The organism is Mariniflexile sp., from assembly GCF_052728615.1.
This window is the reverse complement of record NZ_JBFVFE010000007.1, coordinates 42785-59195: the sequence shown is the minus strand read 5'-3', so window position 1 is coordinate 59195 and position 16411 is coordinate 42785. Positions and strand designations below refer to the sequence as shown.

Sequence of the window (16411 nt, the reverse complement as noted above, 5' to 3'; positions counted from 1 at the left end):
GATTCACAGAGGTTCGCAACAGTTTCTCCCCTTTGGGGAGATTAAGAGGGGCTTTTTAAAACAACCCACCTTGAACTGCCCCTTTAATTTTTCCTAAGTGTTTATACGCTAACTCGGTTACTTCGCGCCCACGCGGGGTTCGCATGATAAAACCTTGCTGTATTAAAAAAGGTTCGTAAACCTCCTCAATGGTTTCGGCGCTTTCGCTTACTGCGGTTGCCAAAGTAGAAATACCAACAGGACCGCCTTTAAATTTTTCTATGATGGTCGTTAAAATTTTATTATCCATTTCATCCAACCCAAAAGCATCTACATGCAATGCTTCCAAGGCATATTTTGCAATTTTAATATCAATGCTTCCATTGCCTTTTATTTGGGCAAAATCCCGAACACGACGTAATAAGGCATTGGCAATACGTGGTGTGCCTCGGCTTCTGCCAGCAATTTCTATGGCTGCCTCCATGGTGATGGCTACATTTAATATGGAAGCACTACGTTGAACAATAGTGGTTAAAAGTTCGGTATTGTAATATTGCAATCTGCTTTGAATCCCGAAACGTGCTCGCATGGGCGCCGTCAATAAGCCCGAACGCGTGGTAGCACCAACCAAGGTAAACGGATTCAAATTGATTTGGACCGAACGCGCATTAGGCCCTGATTCTATCATGATATCAATCTTGTAATCTTCCATCGCAGAATATAAATATTCTTCCACAATAGGGCTCAATCGATGGATTTCATCAATAAAAAGCACATCACGTTCATCAAGATTGGTAAGCAACCCCGCTAAATCTCCTGGTTTATCCAATACAGGGCCCGATGTTATTTTTATGCCAACATTCAACTCATTAGCTAAAATATATGCCAATGTTGTTTTCCCCAGTCCCGGAGGGCCGTGAAATAAGGTGTGGTCCAATGCTTCGTTGCGTAAATTGGCTGCCTGAACAAATATTTGAAGATTCTCCAACACTTGGTCCTGACCCGTAAAATCATCAAAAGATAAGGGTCTTAACTTTTTTTCGACGTCCAGTTCTTCTGGAGTGAAGTTTTCGTTTGTTGGGTCTAGGTTTTCGTTCATACACATTCCTTTGAAAACAGGAATCTTTTTAATTATTAGATCAATATATCTACTTTACCAATAGTGGTGTAAACCAACAAGGTTTTGAAAACCTTGCAGGTTAATCACGCAAATATAAAGAAAAAGACCTTTGTAATAGATGTTTCACTACAAAGGTCTTAGGGTTAATTATTAAAGTCTGAAATTGGCGGGACATTCTGCGAAAGCAGGAATCTTTTCAGTGATAGGAGTGGATTCCTGCCTACGCAGGAATGACAAACGTAAAGAAAAAGCCTTTCGCAGAAGGAAAGGCTTTTAATTATGTTTATGGGTTCTCGAGAATGAGATTCCTGCTTTCGCAGGAATTTGTTTAATTCAAAATCGTAAACTCACAACGACGGTTAATATCATATTCCGCTTCTGTACAAATTCCTTCTTTAACACATCTGTTAAGTGGTTGGGTTTCGCCGTAACCGATACTTTTTAAGCGGTTTCGGTTGATGCCTTGGCTTACCAAATATTCCAAAGTGGAAGCTGCACGACGTTTGGACAGATCCAAGTTATATTGATCAACACCTCTGGCATCGGTGTGTGCCGACACTTCTATTTCCATGGACGGGTATTTTTTCATTAAATCTACCAGCACATTTAAAGTAGTGGCCGCATCGGCGCGGATATTCGATTTATCAAAATCAAAATAGATTTTATCCAATTCTACTTGTACAATATCGTTTTCCTTTTGTTTAACGGGTTCTTCCGCATCTACAAACGACTCCAATATTAAATAAATATTGTGCTGCACTTTTCCTTGGCTATCGGTTGAAAACTCCACTTGCTGCGGAATATACGCTTTACGAGTGCCTTTGATTATATATTTTTTGTTGGGTTCAATTTTGAACAAATAATCTGCCTGGTCGCCCACAATGGAATCTTGAAGTACATTTCCAGCATCATCAGACAACGTTACCAAGGTACCCGGAAGCAAAGCATTTGTGTTTTTAGCCCGAACAAGACCTTCAACCAAATACTTGGTCAACATGTTTTCTTCCCTTCCAAAGCCGTACAACCTATCGAACCCGCTTCTGTTTGAAGATACATATCCCTTATTTTCATTTTCTTTAACGGCATAGGCAAAATCGTCCAAGCTTGTGTTGATGGAACTTCCTAAGTTTACGGGTTTATCGAAACTTCCGTTAACGGAATTACATCTAAAAACATCCAATCCGCCATAACCCAAATGCCCATCGGATGCAAAATACAGCACATCCAAATCGCTTATAAAAGGAAATTGCTCACGGTGTTTGGTATTGATATTTGCCCCTAAATTTTCGGGCGTTCCAAAAGTTCCATCGTCATTGATAGCCACTTTATAAATATCGAAACCACCAAGAGTTCCTGGCATGTCGCTAGAAAAATAAAGTGTTTTTCCGTCTTTACCAATGCTGGGGTGTTCGCAACTGTATGCGTTGGAGTTGAATGGCAATTCTTTAACATTCGTCCATTTTCCATCTACTAATTCTGCCTTGAAAATTTGAACATGCGCTATTCTTTCATCATCGGTTTTAGTACGTGTCTGGTTGGTTCTGTTAAAATACATGGTTTTACCATCCTTACTGAAGGTTGCACTGCTTTCGTGGGAATCGGTATTGATTTCATCTGAAAAAGGCATCACATTTTCCAACTTTCCGTTAGCGGTTAAATTGCCATAATATAAATCCAAATAAGGTAATTTATTCCAAGAATACGATGGGTTTTCGGTGTTTCTGGTAGAAGCAAAAGCCACTTTATCATCACCATAAAAAGACATGCCAAAATCGCTGTTTGTAGCAGTATCATTTGTAATCTGCTCTAGCTTAAAAGTATGTGGTGTTGTTTTTTCAACCATCTCTATAAAGGCAGGCGTATTGATGCGTTGGTTATAGTATCTGCTTAAATGCGCATCGGCTTCCTTATAATCTTTAACCCCTTTTAAAGCTTGGGCGAACCTAAAATGGAATTCAATATCTATGGAATCGCCATAAGTAACAAACAGCTCTCTATAGGTTTTAATCGCCTTTTGAAGGTTGGTATTGTAGTAATAACTATCGCCTAAATTTTGTAGCACTTCTTGGGTACGGTCTTTGGTTTCGTACATTTCGGCCGCTTCAATATATGCTCTCATTTCAAAAAGTTTATTCGCTCTTTTTAAGTTTCCTTTTTGTGCCAGTGCCATGCCACTAACTAATAAAAGGCTTGCAAGTATGTATATGTGTTTTTTCATTTCTTTGTAGTCTTTATGGTTAGAAGAATCTAGGTGAACGATCGTAGCCGCCTTTTAGTCCGAATAGATCAATGTCAAACAAAATGAACAGTTCGTGAGAACCTGAATTATAATTGCCTAGGTTACTGGTTGTAAAATCGTAAGCATATCCTATTTTTAAATCTGGCAACACTCTAAAACTCACAAGTCCACTAATGGCATCATCCAAACGGTAGCCTAAACCAGCTTCCAATTTTTCATTAATTAAAACATTTGCCGTAATATCCAACGCTAAAGGTGCCCCTTGAACCGCCTTCGCCATAAACGCCGGTTTGAACTTTAGATCTCGGTTGATGTCGAAAACATAACCGCCCGTTACATAATAATGGATACTTTGAACGCCCGTTGCTTTTACGCCGTTTTCGGTTTCGATATGTTTAGAGTTCAACATATTTGGAGCCGATAGGCCGATATAATAATTATCGGTGAAATAAAAGGCACCGATTCCTATATTCGGGAAGGTTTGACTGATGTTTTCGTTAAAAGCCACATCTGTAGAAGTATTACCTGATTGCAGATTAAACCCATCAAAATTTACATTAAAAAATGTGAATCCAGCCTTAAGGCCCAATGACAGCTTACCGCCTTCCAACCCCATGGGCAACACGTAGGCAAAATCGGCATAAATGTTATTTTCCTGGACCACATCACCTATATTATCGTTTGTAAACGAAATTCCCGCCTCTATTTTCTCGTTGATGGGTGTGTGGGCAAAAAAAGTACCTGTTTTGGGTGCGCCTTCCATACCAACCCATTGGGTTCTGTATAGGCCTCCCAAATTCAAAATGGCTTGATCTGCCGTTGCATAAGCAGGGTTTATAACGCTCATATTGTACATATACTGTGTAAATTGAGGGTCTTGCTGCGCAAAACTTTGTAAGGACACTAATGTCAAACTTATAAATGCAGCTATTTTATGATATATATTTAAATTTTTCATCGTTTCTAAATTTTGATTTATCTATAAATTATCTGCTTAAGTATAAACGTCCTTGTGCTGGCTTATTTTTACCATCATTATAATTGAATATATAGAAATAAACACCCACGGGAAGATCCCCTTTAATCAATGTTCTTGCCTGATTGGATGTGCCATCAAAACGCGGACTCGAAGCGTTTCCTTTAAAAACAATGTTTCCATATCTGTTGTAAATTTCCATTTCAAAATTAGGATATATGATATCTAAATTATTGTAATCGAAGGTATCATTAACAGCATCTCCATTTGGCGAAAACCCATCTGGCAAGGCTATTCTACCACATGAGGTAACATTTGGCATAACCTCTAAACGGATGCTACTTTCACAACCTGTAGAGGCATCAAATAATACAGCATAATACGTGGCACCGTAGCTCAATAATGAACTACTTGCCAATGGTGTACCGCCCGTTTGTGTATCGTACCAGATAACATTATCTGTATTGGAATTGTATTGTGAAATGTTTAAGGTTAAGTTTAAAATTGTAGGACCATCATTGATACACAATTCAAGATTTGGATTTATTTGCGTTGGTGTTGCAACATCATTAACAGTGGCAGTAATTTGAACATATTTTGATGACTCGCAGCCAGAAGCCGTAGTTTGTCTTGCAAAATAATCTTCCCCATCCACTAATGCCTCCGTGGCATTTAAAGGCATTGACAAGGAGGCATCTGCATACCAACTTATAGTTCCTGTTACGCTAATTGATGCATCTAAATCTGAAACCTTTGGATTATCAGCTTTACAGAATTCCGGATTTAAATTTAAAGCAACCGGTACAGGGCTATCACTAACAGTTACCGTTATTTGCGCACTCGAATCTAAAGTACATGGAGATGTGGCAGTCACTAAATAAGTATATATTCCTGCGGTATCTACCAAGGGATCAAACGCTCCTGTAGCGCTTGCTAAAGCAGGCGACCAAGTGCCACCCGTTTGCGCGCTAGTACCTAAAAAGGTGAATAAGTCTGTAATTCCCTCTATGACACAAACATTAACGGTGTTATCTGCTCCTGCATTTGCTGCTGGCGTTACCGTTACGGTTACTTGACTCGTATCCGTTCCACAACTATTTGTTAATGAATACGTGTATATTCCAGATGCATCCACCAAAGGATCGAAAACACCTGAACCGCTAGCCATGGCTGGCGACCAAGTGCCTCCTAAATCGGCTGCACCTATTAGCGTGAATAAATCGGTGGTTCCATTCGTGCTGCACACCTCTAAAGTAGTATCTGTTCCTGCATTTAAGGGCGGTTCGATAGTTATTGTAATGGTTGAGCTTGAATCCATACAAGGGGAAGATGCCGTTACTAAATACGTAAATTGATAATCTCCAGGTATTACTCCAATGGCATTCAACGTATTGCCTACTAATATTCCTATACCGTTGTCATTACTCCAAGTACCACCAGTATCTTGTGTGCCATCCAATCCCATAAATAAATCTATGGCATTGTTAGTATTACAAGCTACAATGGCTGTTGCATTTGGATTTCCTGCGTTTGGTGATAGGTAAATTATTGCCGTTACCGGAGTTCTTACAGAAGATTCACAACCTGTTGTGGCATTCGTTTGAGTTGCATAATACAGTTGTCCGTCAACTAATGCTGTAGTTCCCATTAAAGGTGTTCCGCCTGTTGAAACATTATACCATTGAATGGCTGTTCCTGTGGCGACTAACTCTGCAACGGTTGCTGTATCACAAAATTCTTGAGGTGATGCAGCGGGTGGTGCTGGTGAATCGTTTATTACAATAGTTACCATTACATTGACATCATCACAATTTCCTATCGCAGCAACATCATAAGTAAAATTATAAGTATTTGCTGAAAGTCCTTCAATAGTAACTAAATTCCCATTTAAAGCACCTGAAGCATCATCATCACTCCAAGTTCCTGTTTGGTCTTCACCTGTAAGTAAGGAGTACAGATCCACTGTTTGACTTGTTGTGATGTTTGAAATACAAAATTCAGCCAGTGGATTTGCAGTACCCGATTCTGGTGCGTCCACAATTGTTATTGTAACTGTGGTGCTATTTGTACAAGTATTAGCATCCGTAATGTTATAAGTAAAATTATAAACCCCTATTGTTAATAGGGATAAATTAACATTGTTCAGCGTTAAAGCATTAGAGATGCCATCATCTGTCCAAGTGCCTCCTGAATCAACCGGTCCGCTTAATAAAGTAAACAAGTCGAAAGCGGTGTTGTTCAATAGTGGGTCATTTTCACAAAATGGCGGCGGATTATTTGGGGTCCCTGTATTAGGCAATGGATTTATTATGACTTGAACCGTAACCAATTCATCATCGCAACTTCCTATGGCAGCAACATCATAAGTAAAATTATAGGTGTTGGCTGTAAGCGAAGATAAATTTACTGGATTAGGAGTAGTAGCCCCCGTATTATCGGTCCCAATATACCAAGTACCTGTTTGATCCTCGCCTTCTAAAAGTGTAAACAAATCAAAACTTGCAGGTGCCGTTGCTTCACAAAATTCAGCTGCCGGATTTGGCGTTCCAGATTCTGGGGCGTCATCAATAACGATGGTAACCGTGGTGCTGTTTGAGCAACCATTGCCATCTGTTACAGTATAAGTGAAATCAAAAGTTCCTATGGCCAAAGTTGATAGATCAACATTGTTCAGCGTTAAAGCATTAGAGGTACCATCATCTGTCCAAGTGCCTCCTGAATCAACCGGTCCGCTTAATAAAGTAAACAAATCAAAAGCGGTGTTGTTCAATAATGGGTCATTTTCACAAAATGGCGGCGGATTATTTGGGGTCCCTGTATTAGGCAATGGATTTATTATGACTTGAACCGTAACCAATTCATCATCGCAACTTCCTATGGCAGCAACATCATAAGTAAAATTATAGGTGTTGGCTGTAAGCGAAGATAAATTTACTGTATTAGGCGTTTTAGCCCCCGTATTATCGGTCCCAATATACCAAGTACCTGTTTGATCCTCGCCTTCTAAAAGTGTAAACAAATCAAAACTTGCAGGTGCCGTTGCTTCACAAAATTCAGCTGCCGGATTTGGCGTTCCAGATTCTGGGGCAGGTTCAATGGTTATTGTTATGGTTTCATCATCTGTACACGTTCCATTATCAACCGTATAAGTAAAATTATATGGACTTCCTGCTACCGTAAAGCCAGTAATGTCTAAATTCAAAGGATCAGGAACGGTTGTATTGCTTGCATCTGTCCAAGTACCTCCATTATCTTGTGAGCCATCTAAAGCATCAAATAAATCAAAAGGTGAATTAGCTGTTAATTCATTTTCACAAAATGTTTGATTTACTGCAACACCTGCATTGGGGTCTGGCAAAATAATAACTTGCACCGTAGTTGATTCCTCTAGACAAGGGTTTGGCAATCCATTTTGGGTATATGTAAAATTATAGGTGTTTGGAGCGAACCCTGTTAAATCTATTGGACTATTAATAGGAGGATCTGTGCTTAAAGTTCCTTGAGTCCATTGACCACCTGCATCCTGACCACTTAATAAAGCAAACAAATTGAATGCAGCAGGAGCTGTAGACTCACAAAAAGTGACTGGACTTAAATCAGTTCCCGATGAAAACGATTCATAAATAGCAATGGTAACATTAGACGCTGTTTGGGGGCACGCACCATTTGCAGGAACTGTATAAGTGAATGTATAAATATTTGGTGGCGATGTTGAAATATCAATCGTGCCTTGAAAACCATTGGTTGTCGTGATGGGCCCTGTCCAAGTTCCGTTGTTATCTGGAGAGCCTCCTAGTGCATCGAACAAATCGAACGGTGTTGGTGGCAGATTATCTTCACAATAATCCAATGTAGTTGATGTGCCTGGATCATAAGGATCATTTATAGTTACGGTAACTGGCACCGCATTGCTGCTACAATTAATATCATTAACCTGCACATAATAGATTCCATTGACCAAAGGTTCCGATGCTTGTAAAATTGGAGGCACTGGTTTTCCTAAAGCATCAACTTGATCATACCAATTATATGTGCCTGTAGTACCTGGATTTAAATTTCCAATTGTAGGATTAGCATCTGAACAATATTCCTGGGATGGTGGAGGTGTTGGATCTGGAGGTGAAATAGATTGTATTGACTTTCCAAACTTAATCTGACTTGTGCAAGGTGTTGGAGTTGTTCCATCACTAAAAACAATAAATAAATTTACAACACCATTTGTAATAGCATCTGTAGTATTAGCTTGGTTAGTTAACGCAGCGTTGTAATAAACCCTTACTGATCCTCCTACTGGAACATAACCAACTAATGCATCATCAATATAATTTTGAATAGTTGCATTATCATTGCTACAGTAAAACTTATCTAAAGAAGCTCCTATTGGAGGCACAGGATCTACTTGGAAAGTTACCGTAACGGATTGTCTTGTTCCGCAATTACCCGCATTATTACCTGCATAATAGATGCCTTGCGGAACTAATCCGCTTGAACTATACCTAATTCCACCTGTTGCTGCGCTATACCAAACCGCACCTGGCGCATAGTCAGTACTTAAATTCGCAAAAGTATAACCTCCTCCGTTACAAATAGGAGGTGGATTTGAATTTGTTACAGTAGGGCACTGGGCACTAGCCACCATAGTACCCCAAAGAAATACCATGATATAGATTGCAAAAAATTTTGCATACCTAAATGAGAAGTTTTTTTTCATAATGATAGATTAGTTAAATAGCACATTCACAGTAAAATTGATAATAATGGGTTCAAAAAGATCTTATACTTTAAATATTTATGGTGCAATTTAACTGATTTTTTTGTATTTCAACGATTATTTTATAATTATTTTGCATTTCATCGAAAAAAAAAGCTTTTAAACGAAAAAAGCCCACCTTTGAAAGGTGGGCTTTTTCTATTTTACCAATTAAATATTTTAATGCTGAAGTTCTTCTTCGCCTTCTTTTAAGGGAATATTCTGTGGAACGAAATCTACATCATGCCCCGGTTTACTATAATCATAAGCCCAACGGTGCACATGTGGAATATCTCCTGGCCAGTTCCCATGAATATGCTCTACAGGAGCTGTCCATTCCAAAGTAGTTGATTTCCAAGGATTTTGAACGGTTTTTTTACCATAAAACATACTACTGAAAAAGTTATATAGATAGATGATCTGTACCACTCCGCCAATCAAGGCAAAAATTGTAATGATGACATTCACATTTGCTAAATCGTCAAATAATGGAAAGTTGGTGTTTGTATAATAACGACGTGGCAAACCTGCCATTCCTATAAAATGCATGGGGAAAAATACACCGTAAGCACAAACTGCGGTCACCCAAAAATGGATATAGCCTAAGTTTTTGTTCAGCATACGGCCAAACATTTTGGGATACCAATGGTAAATTCCTGCAAACATGCCGTAAAGTGCCGATATACCCATTACTAAATGGAAATGCGCTACCACGAAATAGGTATCATGCACGTTAATATCCAAAGCACTATCGCCTAAAATAATTCCTGTTAAACCACCTGTTATAAATGTGGACACAAATCCTATGGAGAATAACATGGCGGGATTCAACTGTAAATTACCTTTCCAAAGTGTTGTGATCCAGTTGAATGCCTTTACAGCAGACGGAATCGCAATCAATAAGGTTGTGAATGTAAATACCGACCCTAAAAATGGATTCATTCCGGAAATAAACATATGGTGCCCCCAAACAACAGTCGATAAAAAGGCGATGGCCAATATAGAAGCGATCATGGCACGGTAACCAAATATGGGCTTGCGCGAGTTTGATGCCAAAATTTCGGACACTATACCCATGGCGGGTAAGATTACAATATAAACTTCAGGATGTCCTAAAAACCAAAACAAGTGCTCAAATAATACAGGCGAACCACCTTGATAGTGTAATACTTCGCCTTGAATAAATATATCGGATAAGAAAAAGGATGTTCCAAAACTTCTGTCCATGATCAATAATAAAGCAGCCGACAATAATACCGGGAATGATACAACACCTATGATAGCTGTTACAAAAAATGCCCAAATTGTAAGTGGCAATCTTGTCATGGACATGCCTTTGGTACGCAAATTAATAACTGTAACAATATAGTTGAGCGACCCCATTAAAGATGACGCAATAAAGATAGCCATAGAAACCAACCATAAGGTCATGCCCATACCTGACCCTCCTTGTGCCATTGGCAAAGCACTTAATGGTGGATAGATGGTCCATCCAGCTGCAGCAGGGCCTGCTTCAACAAATAATGAGAGCACCATGATTATACTAGATAGGAAGAATAACCAATAAGAAATCATATTCAAGAACCCCGATGCCATATCGCGCGCACCGATTTGCAATGGAATTAACAGGTTACTAAATGTACCGCTCAATCCGGCAGTCAATACAAAGAATACCATGATGGTACCATGTATGGTAACCAATGCTAAATAAATATCTGCATCCATAACGCCCTCAGGAGCCCATTTACCTAATAATGCTTCAAACAATAGATTAGGTTGCTCTGGCCATGCAATTTGCATACGGAACATCATAGACATTAAAACTCCAATAACACCCATAATAGTACCTGTAACCAGGTACTGTTTGGCAATCATTTTATGGTCTTGACTAAATATATATTTAGTAACAAAAGTTTCTTTATGATGATGTCCGTGGTCGTCGTGAGCGTCGTGAGCGTGAATATCTTCGTGTGCTGACATAATCTTATATCGTTTTTATCTTTTAAATTAATTAACTAGAGAATTTTTGAATACCTTTTGCTCCTTTATCCAAGCATCATACTCATCTTGCGTTTCCACTATAATCTTCATTTGCATGTTATAATGCGATTTGCCGCAAATTTTATTACATAATAGTAGGTAATCAAATTCGTAAGGATCTAAAGCCGTTCCACCTTTTTCAACCAGTGCTTTACTTTTCTCAACTCTAATGTTATTAATATGTGCCACTTTTTCAACCATTTCCGGTGTTTGTCTCATTTCTGCCGTAGTAATCGTTGGGGTATAACCAAATTGGGTTATCATACCTGGAACACAGTTCATTTGTGCCCTGAAGTGCGGCATATAGGCAGAATGCAAAACATCTTGCGAACGCATTTTGAATAGCACAGGCTTACCTACGGGCAAATGCAACTCTTTAGTGATAATATCATCTTGTGCATTTGGATCTGCTTCATCCAAACCTAAAACGTTGGCTCTATCAATGTCTATTAAACGCACATTCGCTTTCCCTAATGTATTGTCCTGTCCTGCATAACGTACGGTCCAGTTAAACTGTTGTGCATATAATTCTATTACCAATGGATCATCACTTTCATCAATACTGGTTATGCTAATCCATGTACTTAATCCGTAAATAATCAAGCCTGCCAGAACAATTACGGGAATAATGGTCCAAATAAATTCCAGTTTATTGTTATCGGCAAAGAATAACGCTTTTTTACCTTTTTCCCCTTTATATTTAAAAGCGAAATAGTGCAATAGGAATTGCGTAATGGTTTGCACAAAAAAGATAATAACCAATGAAATAACCATTAAATTATCAATGGTAGGGCCGTGTTCGGATGCCGAATTGGAAAGTAAAGGCAAATCGCCCCATTTAACAAAACACACAATGGTAATGATATAAATGAACGCTAAAAAGCCCATCATTAAATATCCATTTATTGTATTATCCTTGTCGTTGGCAATTTGGGAATTCTCGACTTTAGCCTGTGCCAAATCAAAAATCTTTATCATTTGCCAAATGGCAACCAAAATAAATACTAAAACTATAATTGTTAATAAAGCAGTCATTTGTATCGTTCGTCTTTATTTATATCTTAATTAATAATGGAAATGTTCACTTTCTTTTCTAAAAGGATATCCTTTTACAAGTAACGGCGCTTTTGTGAATGCAGTAAATACTACAAACATGAATAATCCTGCAAACAATAATATAGCACTGATTTCTGGAATACCAATAAACCATCTGTCGCCCACTGTAGCCGGCATAATCATAACAAATATATCTATGTAATGTCCAAACAATATTATTAAACCTGATATGACCACAAACCAAGGGATGCGTTTATAGTCGGCGTTCATCAACATTAAAATTGGGAACACAAAGTTCAACACCACCATCCCTAGGAATAGTAATTGATAATCGCCAAAACGTGTTATAAAATAAGTGACCTCTTCAGGAATATTTGAATACCAGATAAGCATGAACTGTGAAAACCATAAGTAGGTCCAGAAAATACTGAAAGCGAACATGTATTTAGCAACATCGTGCAAATGGTTTTCGTTAACAAATTCTAAATAGTTTCTGGATTTTAGGTAGATGGTAACAAGAGCAATAACCGTAATGCCACTTACAAACATACTTGCAAACACATACCAACCAAACAATGTTGAGAACCAATGTGGATCTACACTCATGATCCAATCCCAAGACATCATGGATTCTGTATATATAAAGAATACCAAGAAACCTGCCGCTATTCTAAATGACTTTTTAAAGTTCTTGGTATCTTCAGCAGTATCTTGTGCTATGGAGAATTTACGAGCAAAGTGACGGTATAAGCTCCACCCTGTAATAAATATTAACCCACGAATAACAAACCAAGGCAAGTTTAAAAAGCCCGATTTTCCTGCTATTAGCTTATCGTGAGCTACAACTTCAGGGTCCATCCAAACAAATAAATTATAGTGTCCAATGGTTCCAGATGCAATAGCGATTCCTAATACAATTAAAGTTCCGGGCAATACATAGGCTGTAATACCTTCCATGACCCTAAACAATACGGGAGACCATCCTGCTTGTGATGCGATTTGAATGGCATAAAAAGCCAAAACCCCTAAAGCAATCATCATAAAGAAAAAGGCCGCCACATAAAGTGCAGACCATGGCCTGTTTGCTATTTGATGCTGAACATGTTCTGCATGCTCATCGCCATGGTGCGCATCTGCCGTTTGATGGCCAACATCAGCCAACGCATCATGGGCGTTAGGCTCATGTGCATCATCAGAATGATCTTCTACAGCAGCAGCAGCATGCGCTTTAGTAGGTGCTTTATGGCCACCACCATGGTGCGCAACTTCTTCTGCAAGCATTTCTTTTACTTCTTCCAAAGATTTATGGGATGTCATAAAACCATATCCCAAACCTAATGCGCCTAATATCATTAGAATGAAAGAAAATGTCTTTAACTTATTTGAAAATGTATACATATCTATATAATAATCTTATCTATCTTACTTTTCTAATTGAGCCTTTAATTCCAAAACATAAGCAACTACTTGCCAACGCTCTTCCTCTTTCAACTGGTTCGCATAACTGCCCATTGCATTTTTCCCATAATAAATAGTATGGTAAATACTCCCTTCGTTTATGGCTCTACCAACATCATCATAACTTGGAATTCCCAATATTTTTTCACGCTTAACTAAGTTTCCTTGTCCATCACCCTTACCGCCATGGCAAATGGCGCAATAGATATCAAATAATACTTTCCCTTTTTCTAAATCTACCGCAGTGGAATCCAATGGGCTTTTTAAGGTTTCTTTTGCCACCATGTAGCCTTGGGTGGAATTTTCAATATCAAAAGGCACATTTCCTCTAGCTATAGAGCCTTCAGCAGGCAACTGTGCTTCCATGCCATTTTCAAATGCTGCTTCGCCGTATGTTTCATATCCTGCAGATTCATACATATTAGGCATATATTGATAGTTTGGCGCTGAATCTTTTTTACACGACACAGCTACCAAAGCCACTGCCAATACTAATGTTTTAATTAAGCTTTTCATCATCATTAATGCGCTTTATTAATTAAATTGATCTCAACTGCTCCCGTTTCTTTAAGCAAACTTGTTAGTTCGTTTTCATTACCGTCAACGGCAATTTCCATTAAAAAATGATCGTCGGTTGTTCTTGGATCTGGATTTTCGGCTTTTTTAAATGGCCACATCCTGCTGCGCATGTAAAAGGTCATGACCATTAAATGCGCCGCAAAAAACACCGTTAACTCAAACATGATAGGTACAAAGGCCGGACAATTTTCCAAATAGCTAAAACTTGGTTTGCCCCCAATGTCTTGAGGCCAATCTTCAATCATCATATAGTTCATCATCACTATTGCAACGGTTAAACCAATTAAACCATATATGAATGCTGTAATGGCAATGCGCGTAGGCTCCAATCCCATCGCTTTGTCTAGTCCGTGAACCGGAAACGGCGTATATATTTCTTCGATGTGATATCTTTCTGCCTTAACCTTTTTAACAGCCGACATTAATATATCATCATCTGTATAAATAGCGTGAATAACTTTTGAAGCTTCCATGGACTATGTTTAGTTTATTAGTTTTTTAGCTTGTCCAGACCAATCATCACGTTCTGCCCTTCCTGGGAAAGAACCTGTAATATCATCCAACAAGTCATATTCTCTTTTGGTCATCTTACTTACTTGGGCATAGGTAAAAATACCAATGCTGTTAAGCACTTTTTCCATTTTTGGGCCAATGCCGCTGATAACCTTTAAATCATCAGGAGTTTGTAATGTTGGGTCAAATTTACCAACGCCCTGCAATAAATTATCCAATTTCTCCGCTTTATCTTGATTTGGCCTTGCAGTTGTGGTCTGTTCTGGAATTTTAAAATTTGATGTTCTGGCATCCACTCCTGCACCCACTAAACTTCCACCTGATTCTCTAATCCGTTTGTAACGTTCGCCAGAAGATTTTAAAATGGTTTTAACCTCTGCCTGTGCTATTACCGGGAATGTTCTTGAGTACAATAAGAACAATACGAAGAAGAAGCCAATGGTTCCAATAAAAATTCCTATGTCTACAAATGTTGGCGAGAACATGGTCCATGACGATGGTAAGTAATCTCGGTGCAATGAGGTTACTATAATTACAAAACGCTCAAACCACATCCCTATATTCACTATAATAGAGATGAAAAATGAGAACATAATACTGGTTCTTAATTTTTTGAACCACATAAACTGCGGCGAGAACACGTTAAAGGTCATCATGGACCAGTAAGCCCACCAGTAAGGGCCGGTTGCCCTGTTTAAGAAAGCGTATTGTTCATATTCAACACCCGAATACCAAGCAATGAACAACTCCGTGATATATGCCACACCAACAATGGAACCCGTAATCATGATGACGATGTTCATTAATTCGATGTGCTGTACGGTAATATAATCTTCAAGGTTACACACTTTTCTCATAATAATAAGAAGCGTATTTACCATGGCGAATCCTGAGAATACCGCTCCTGCAACGAAGTACGGAGGGAATATGGTGGTGTGCCAACCTGGAATGACCGAGGTAGCAAAGTCAAATGATACAATAGTATGCACAGAAAGTACCAGAGGAGTTGCCAAACCTGCAAGTACCAAAGATACTTCTTCAAAACGTTGCCAATCTTTAGCACGACCAGACCATCCAAAACTTAATAATGAATAGATTTTCTTTTGGAAGGGTTTGATGGCCCTATCGCGCAACATGGCGAAATCCGGTAACAATCCGGTCCACCAGAACACCATTGATACGGATAAATAGGTTGAAATGGCAAACACGTCCCAGAGCAATGGCGAGTTAAAGTTTACCCATAGCGAACCGAATTGATTTGGAATAGGCAATACCCAATATGCCAACCATGGGCGACCCATGTGAATGATTGGGAACAGGCCAGCTTGAATTACCGAAAAGATGGTCATCGCTTCCGCAGAACGGTTAATGGCCATCCGCCATTTTTGACGGAACAGTAAAAGTACCGCAGAAATAAGTGTTCCTGCGTGCCCGATACCAACCCACCAAACGAAGTTAGTAATATCCCAAGCCCAGCCTACGGTTTTATTTAAACCCCACGTTCCAATTCCTGTAGAAACGGTATAAATAATACAACCTATTCCCCAAAGGAAAGCTGCTAGTGCTATAGAAAATACTATCCACCATTGTTTATTGGCTTTTCCTTCAACAGGTCTTGCCACATCCACAGATACATCGTGGTATGATTTTTCGCCTGTAACTAAAGGTCTTCTAATAGGTGCTTCGTAATGAGACGCCATA

The 16411-nt window shown here is 38.9% G+C and carries 10 protein-coding genes; all 10 read right to left on the bottom strand.

Annotated elements, in window-relative coordinates:
• Positions 1–55: 55 nt before the first annotated feature.
• Positions 56–1078 (bottom strand): Holliday junction branch migration DNA helicase RuvB, encoded by a 1023-nt coding sequence (gene ruvB / locus ACU1LP_RS04565; protein WP_445734539.1) that lies wholly within the window; start codon positions 1076–1078, stop codon positions 56–58.
• A 349-nt stretch (positions 1079–1427) separates the two neighbouring features.
• Entirely contained in the window at positions 1428–3317 is a 1890-nt protein-coding gene (locus ACU1LP_RS04560; RefSeq protein WP_445735685.1) for an OmpA family protein, read from the bottom strand.
• 19 nt (positions 3318–3336) lie between these two features.
• Positions 3337–4296 carry a PorP/SprF family type IX secretion system membrane protein gene (locus ACU1LP_RS04555; RefSeq protein ID WP_445735684.1) on the bottom strand — a complete coding sequence of 320 codons (960 nt, stop codon included), beginning with the start codon at positions 4294–4296 and terminating at the stop codon, positions 3337–3339.
• 28 nt (positions 4297–4324) lie between these two features.
• Positions 4325–9025, bottom strand: a complete 4701-nt coding sequence (locus tag ACU1LP_RS04550; RefSeq protein ID WP_445735683.1) for an Ig-like domain-containing protein — start codon at positions 9023–9025, stop codon at positions 4325–4327.
• A gap of 219 nt (positions 9026–9244) precedes the next feature.
• Positions 9245–11044 carry a cytochrome c oxidase subunit I gene (locus ACU1LP_RS04545; RefSeq protein WP_445735682.1) on the bottom strand — a complete coding sequence of 600 codons (1800 nt, stop codon included), beginning with the start codon at positions 11042–11044 and terminating at the stop codon, positions 9245–9247.
• Positions 11045–11071: 27 nt separating this feature from the next.
• On the bottom strand, positions 11072–12139 hold the full coding sequence (locus ACU1LP_RS04540) for a cytochrome c oxidase subunit II (RefSeq protein WP_445733714.1): 1068 nt from the start codon (positions 12137–12139) through the stop codon (positions 11072–11074).
• Positions 12140–12169: 30 nt separating this feature from the next.
• Positions 12170–13558: a quinol:cytochrome C oxidoreductase gene (locus ACU1LP_RS04535; RefSeq protein ID WP_445733715.1), complete on the bottom strand. Its 1389-nt coding sequence runs from the start codon at positions 13556–13558 to the stop codon at positions 12170–12172.
• A 24-nt stretch (positions 13559–13582) separates the two neighbouring features.
• Positions 13583–14134, bottom strand: a complete 552-nt coding sequence (locus tag ACU1LP_RS04530; RefSeq protein ID WP_445733723.1) for a c-type cytochrome — start codon at positions 14132–14134, stop codon at positions 13583–13585.
• 5 nt (positions 14135–14139) lie between these two features.
• Positions 14140–14670 carry a DUF3341 domain-containing protein gene (locus ACU1LP_RS04525; RefSeq protein ID WP_445733716.1) on the bottom strand — a complete coding sequence of 177 codons (531 nt, stop codon included), beginning with the start codon at positions 14668–14670 and terminating at the stop codon, positions 14140–14142.
• A 9-nt stretch (positions 14671–14679) separates the two neighbouring features.
• The gene (nrfD, locus tag ACU1LP_RS04520; RefSeq protein WP_445733717.1) at positions 14680–16410 is read right to left on the bottom strand and encodes an NrfD/PsrC family molybdoenzyme membrane anchor subunit; all 1731 of its coding nucleotides are present in this window, start codon (positions 16408–16410) and stop codon (positions 14680–14682) included.
• Position 16411 lies beyond the last annotated feature (1 nt).

Excerpts from the sequence above, each read along its gene's own strand:
- ACU1LP_RS04560 (WP_445735685.1), bottom strand. The coding sequence starts at position 3,317 with ATGAAAAAACACATATACATACTTGCAAGCCTTTTATTAGTTAGTGGC.
- ACU1LP_RS04540 (WP_445733714.1), bottom strand. The coding sequence starts at position 12,139 with ATGACTGCTTTATTAACAATTATAGTTTTAGTATTTATTTTGGTTGCC.
- ACU1LP_RS04535 (WP_445733715.1), bottom strand. The coding sequence starts at position 13,558 with ATGTATACATTTTCAAATAAGTTAAAGACATTTTCTTTCATTCTAATG.
- ACU1LP_RS04555 (WP_445735684.1), bottom strand. The coding sequence starts at position 4,296 with ATGAAAAATTTAAATATATATCATAAAATAGCTGCATTTATAAGTTTG.
- ruvB (WP_445734539.1), bottom strand. The coding sequence starts at position 1,078 with ATGAACGAAAACCTAGACCCAACAAACGAAAACTTCACTCCAGAAGAA.
- ACU1LP_RS04525 (WP_445733716.1), bottom strand. The coding sequence starts at position 14,670 with ATGGAAGCTTCAAAAGTTATTCACGCTATTTATACAGATGATGATATA.
- ACU1LP_RS04530 (WP_445733723.1), bottom strand. The coding sequence starts at position 14,134 with ATGAAAAGCTTAATTAAAACATTAGTATTGGCAGTGGCTTTGGTAGCT.
- ACU1LP_RS04545 (WP_445735682.1), bottom strand. The coding sequence starts at position 11,044 with ATGTCAGCACACGAAGATATTCACGCTCACGACGCTCACGACGACCAC.
- nrfD (WP_445733717.1), bottom strand. The coding sequence starts at position 16,410 with ATGGCGTCTCATTACGAAGCACCTATTAGAAGACCTTTAGTTACAGGC.
- ACU1LP_RS04550 (WP_445735683.1), bottom strand. The coding sequence starts at position 9,025 with ATGAAAAAAAACTTCTCATTTAGGTATGCAAAATTTTTTGCAATCTAT.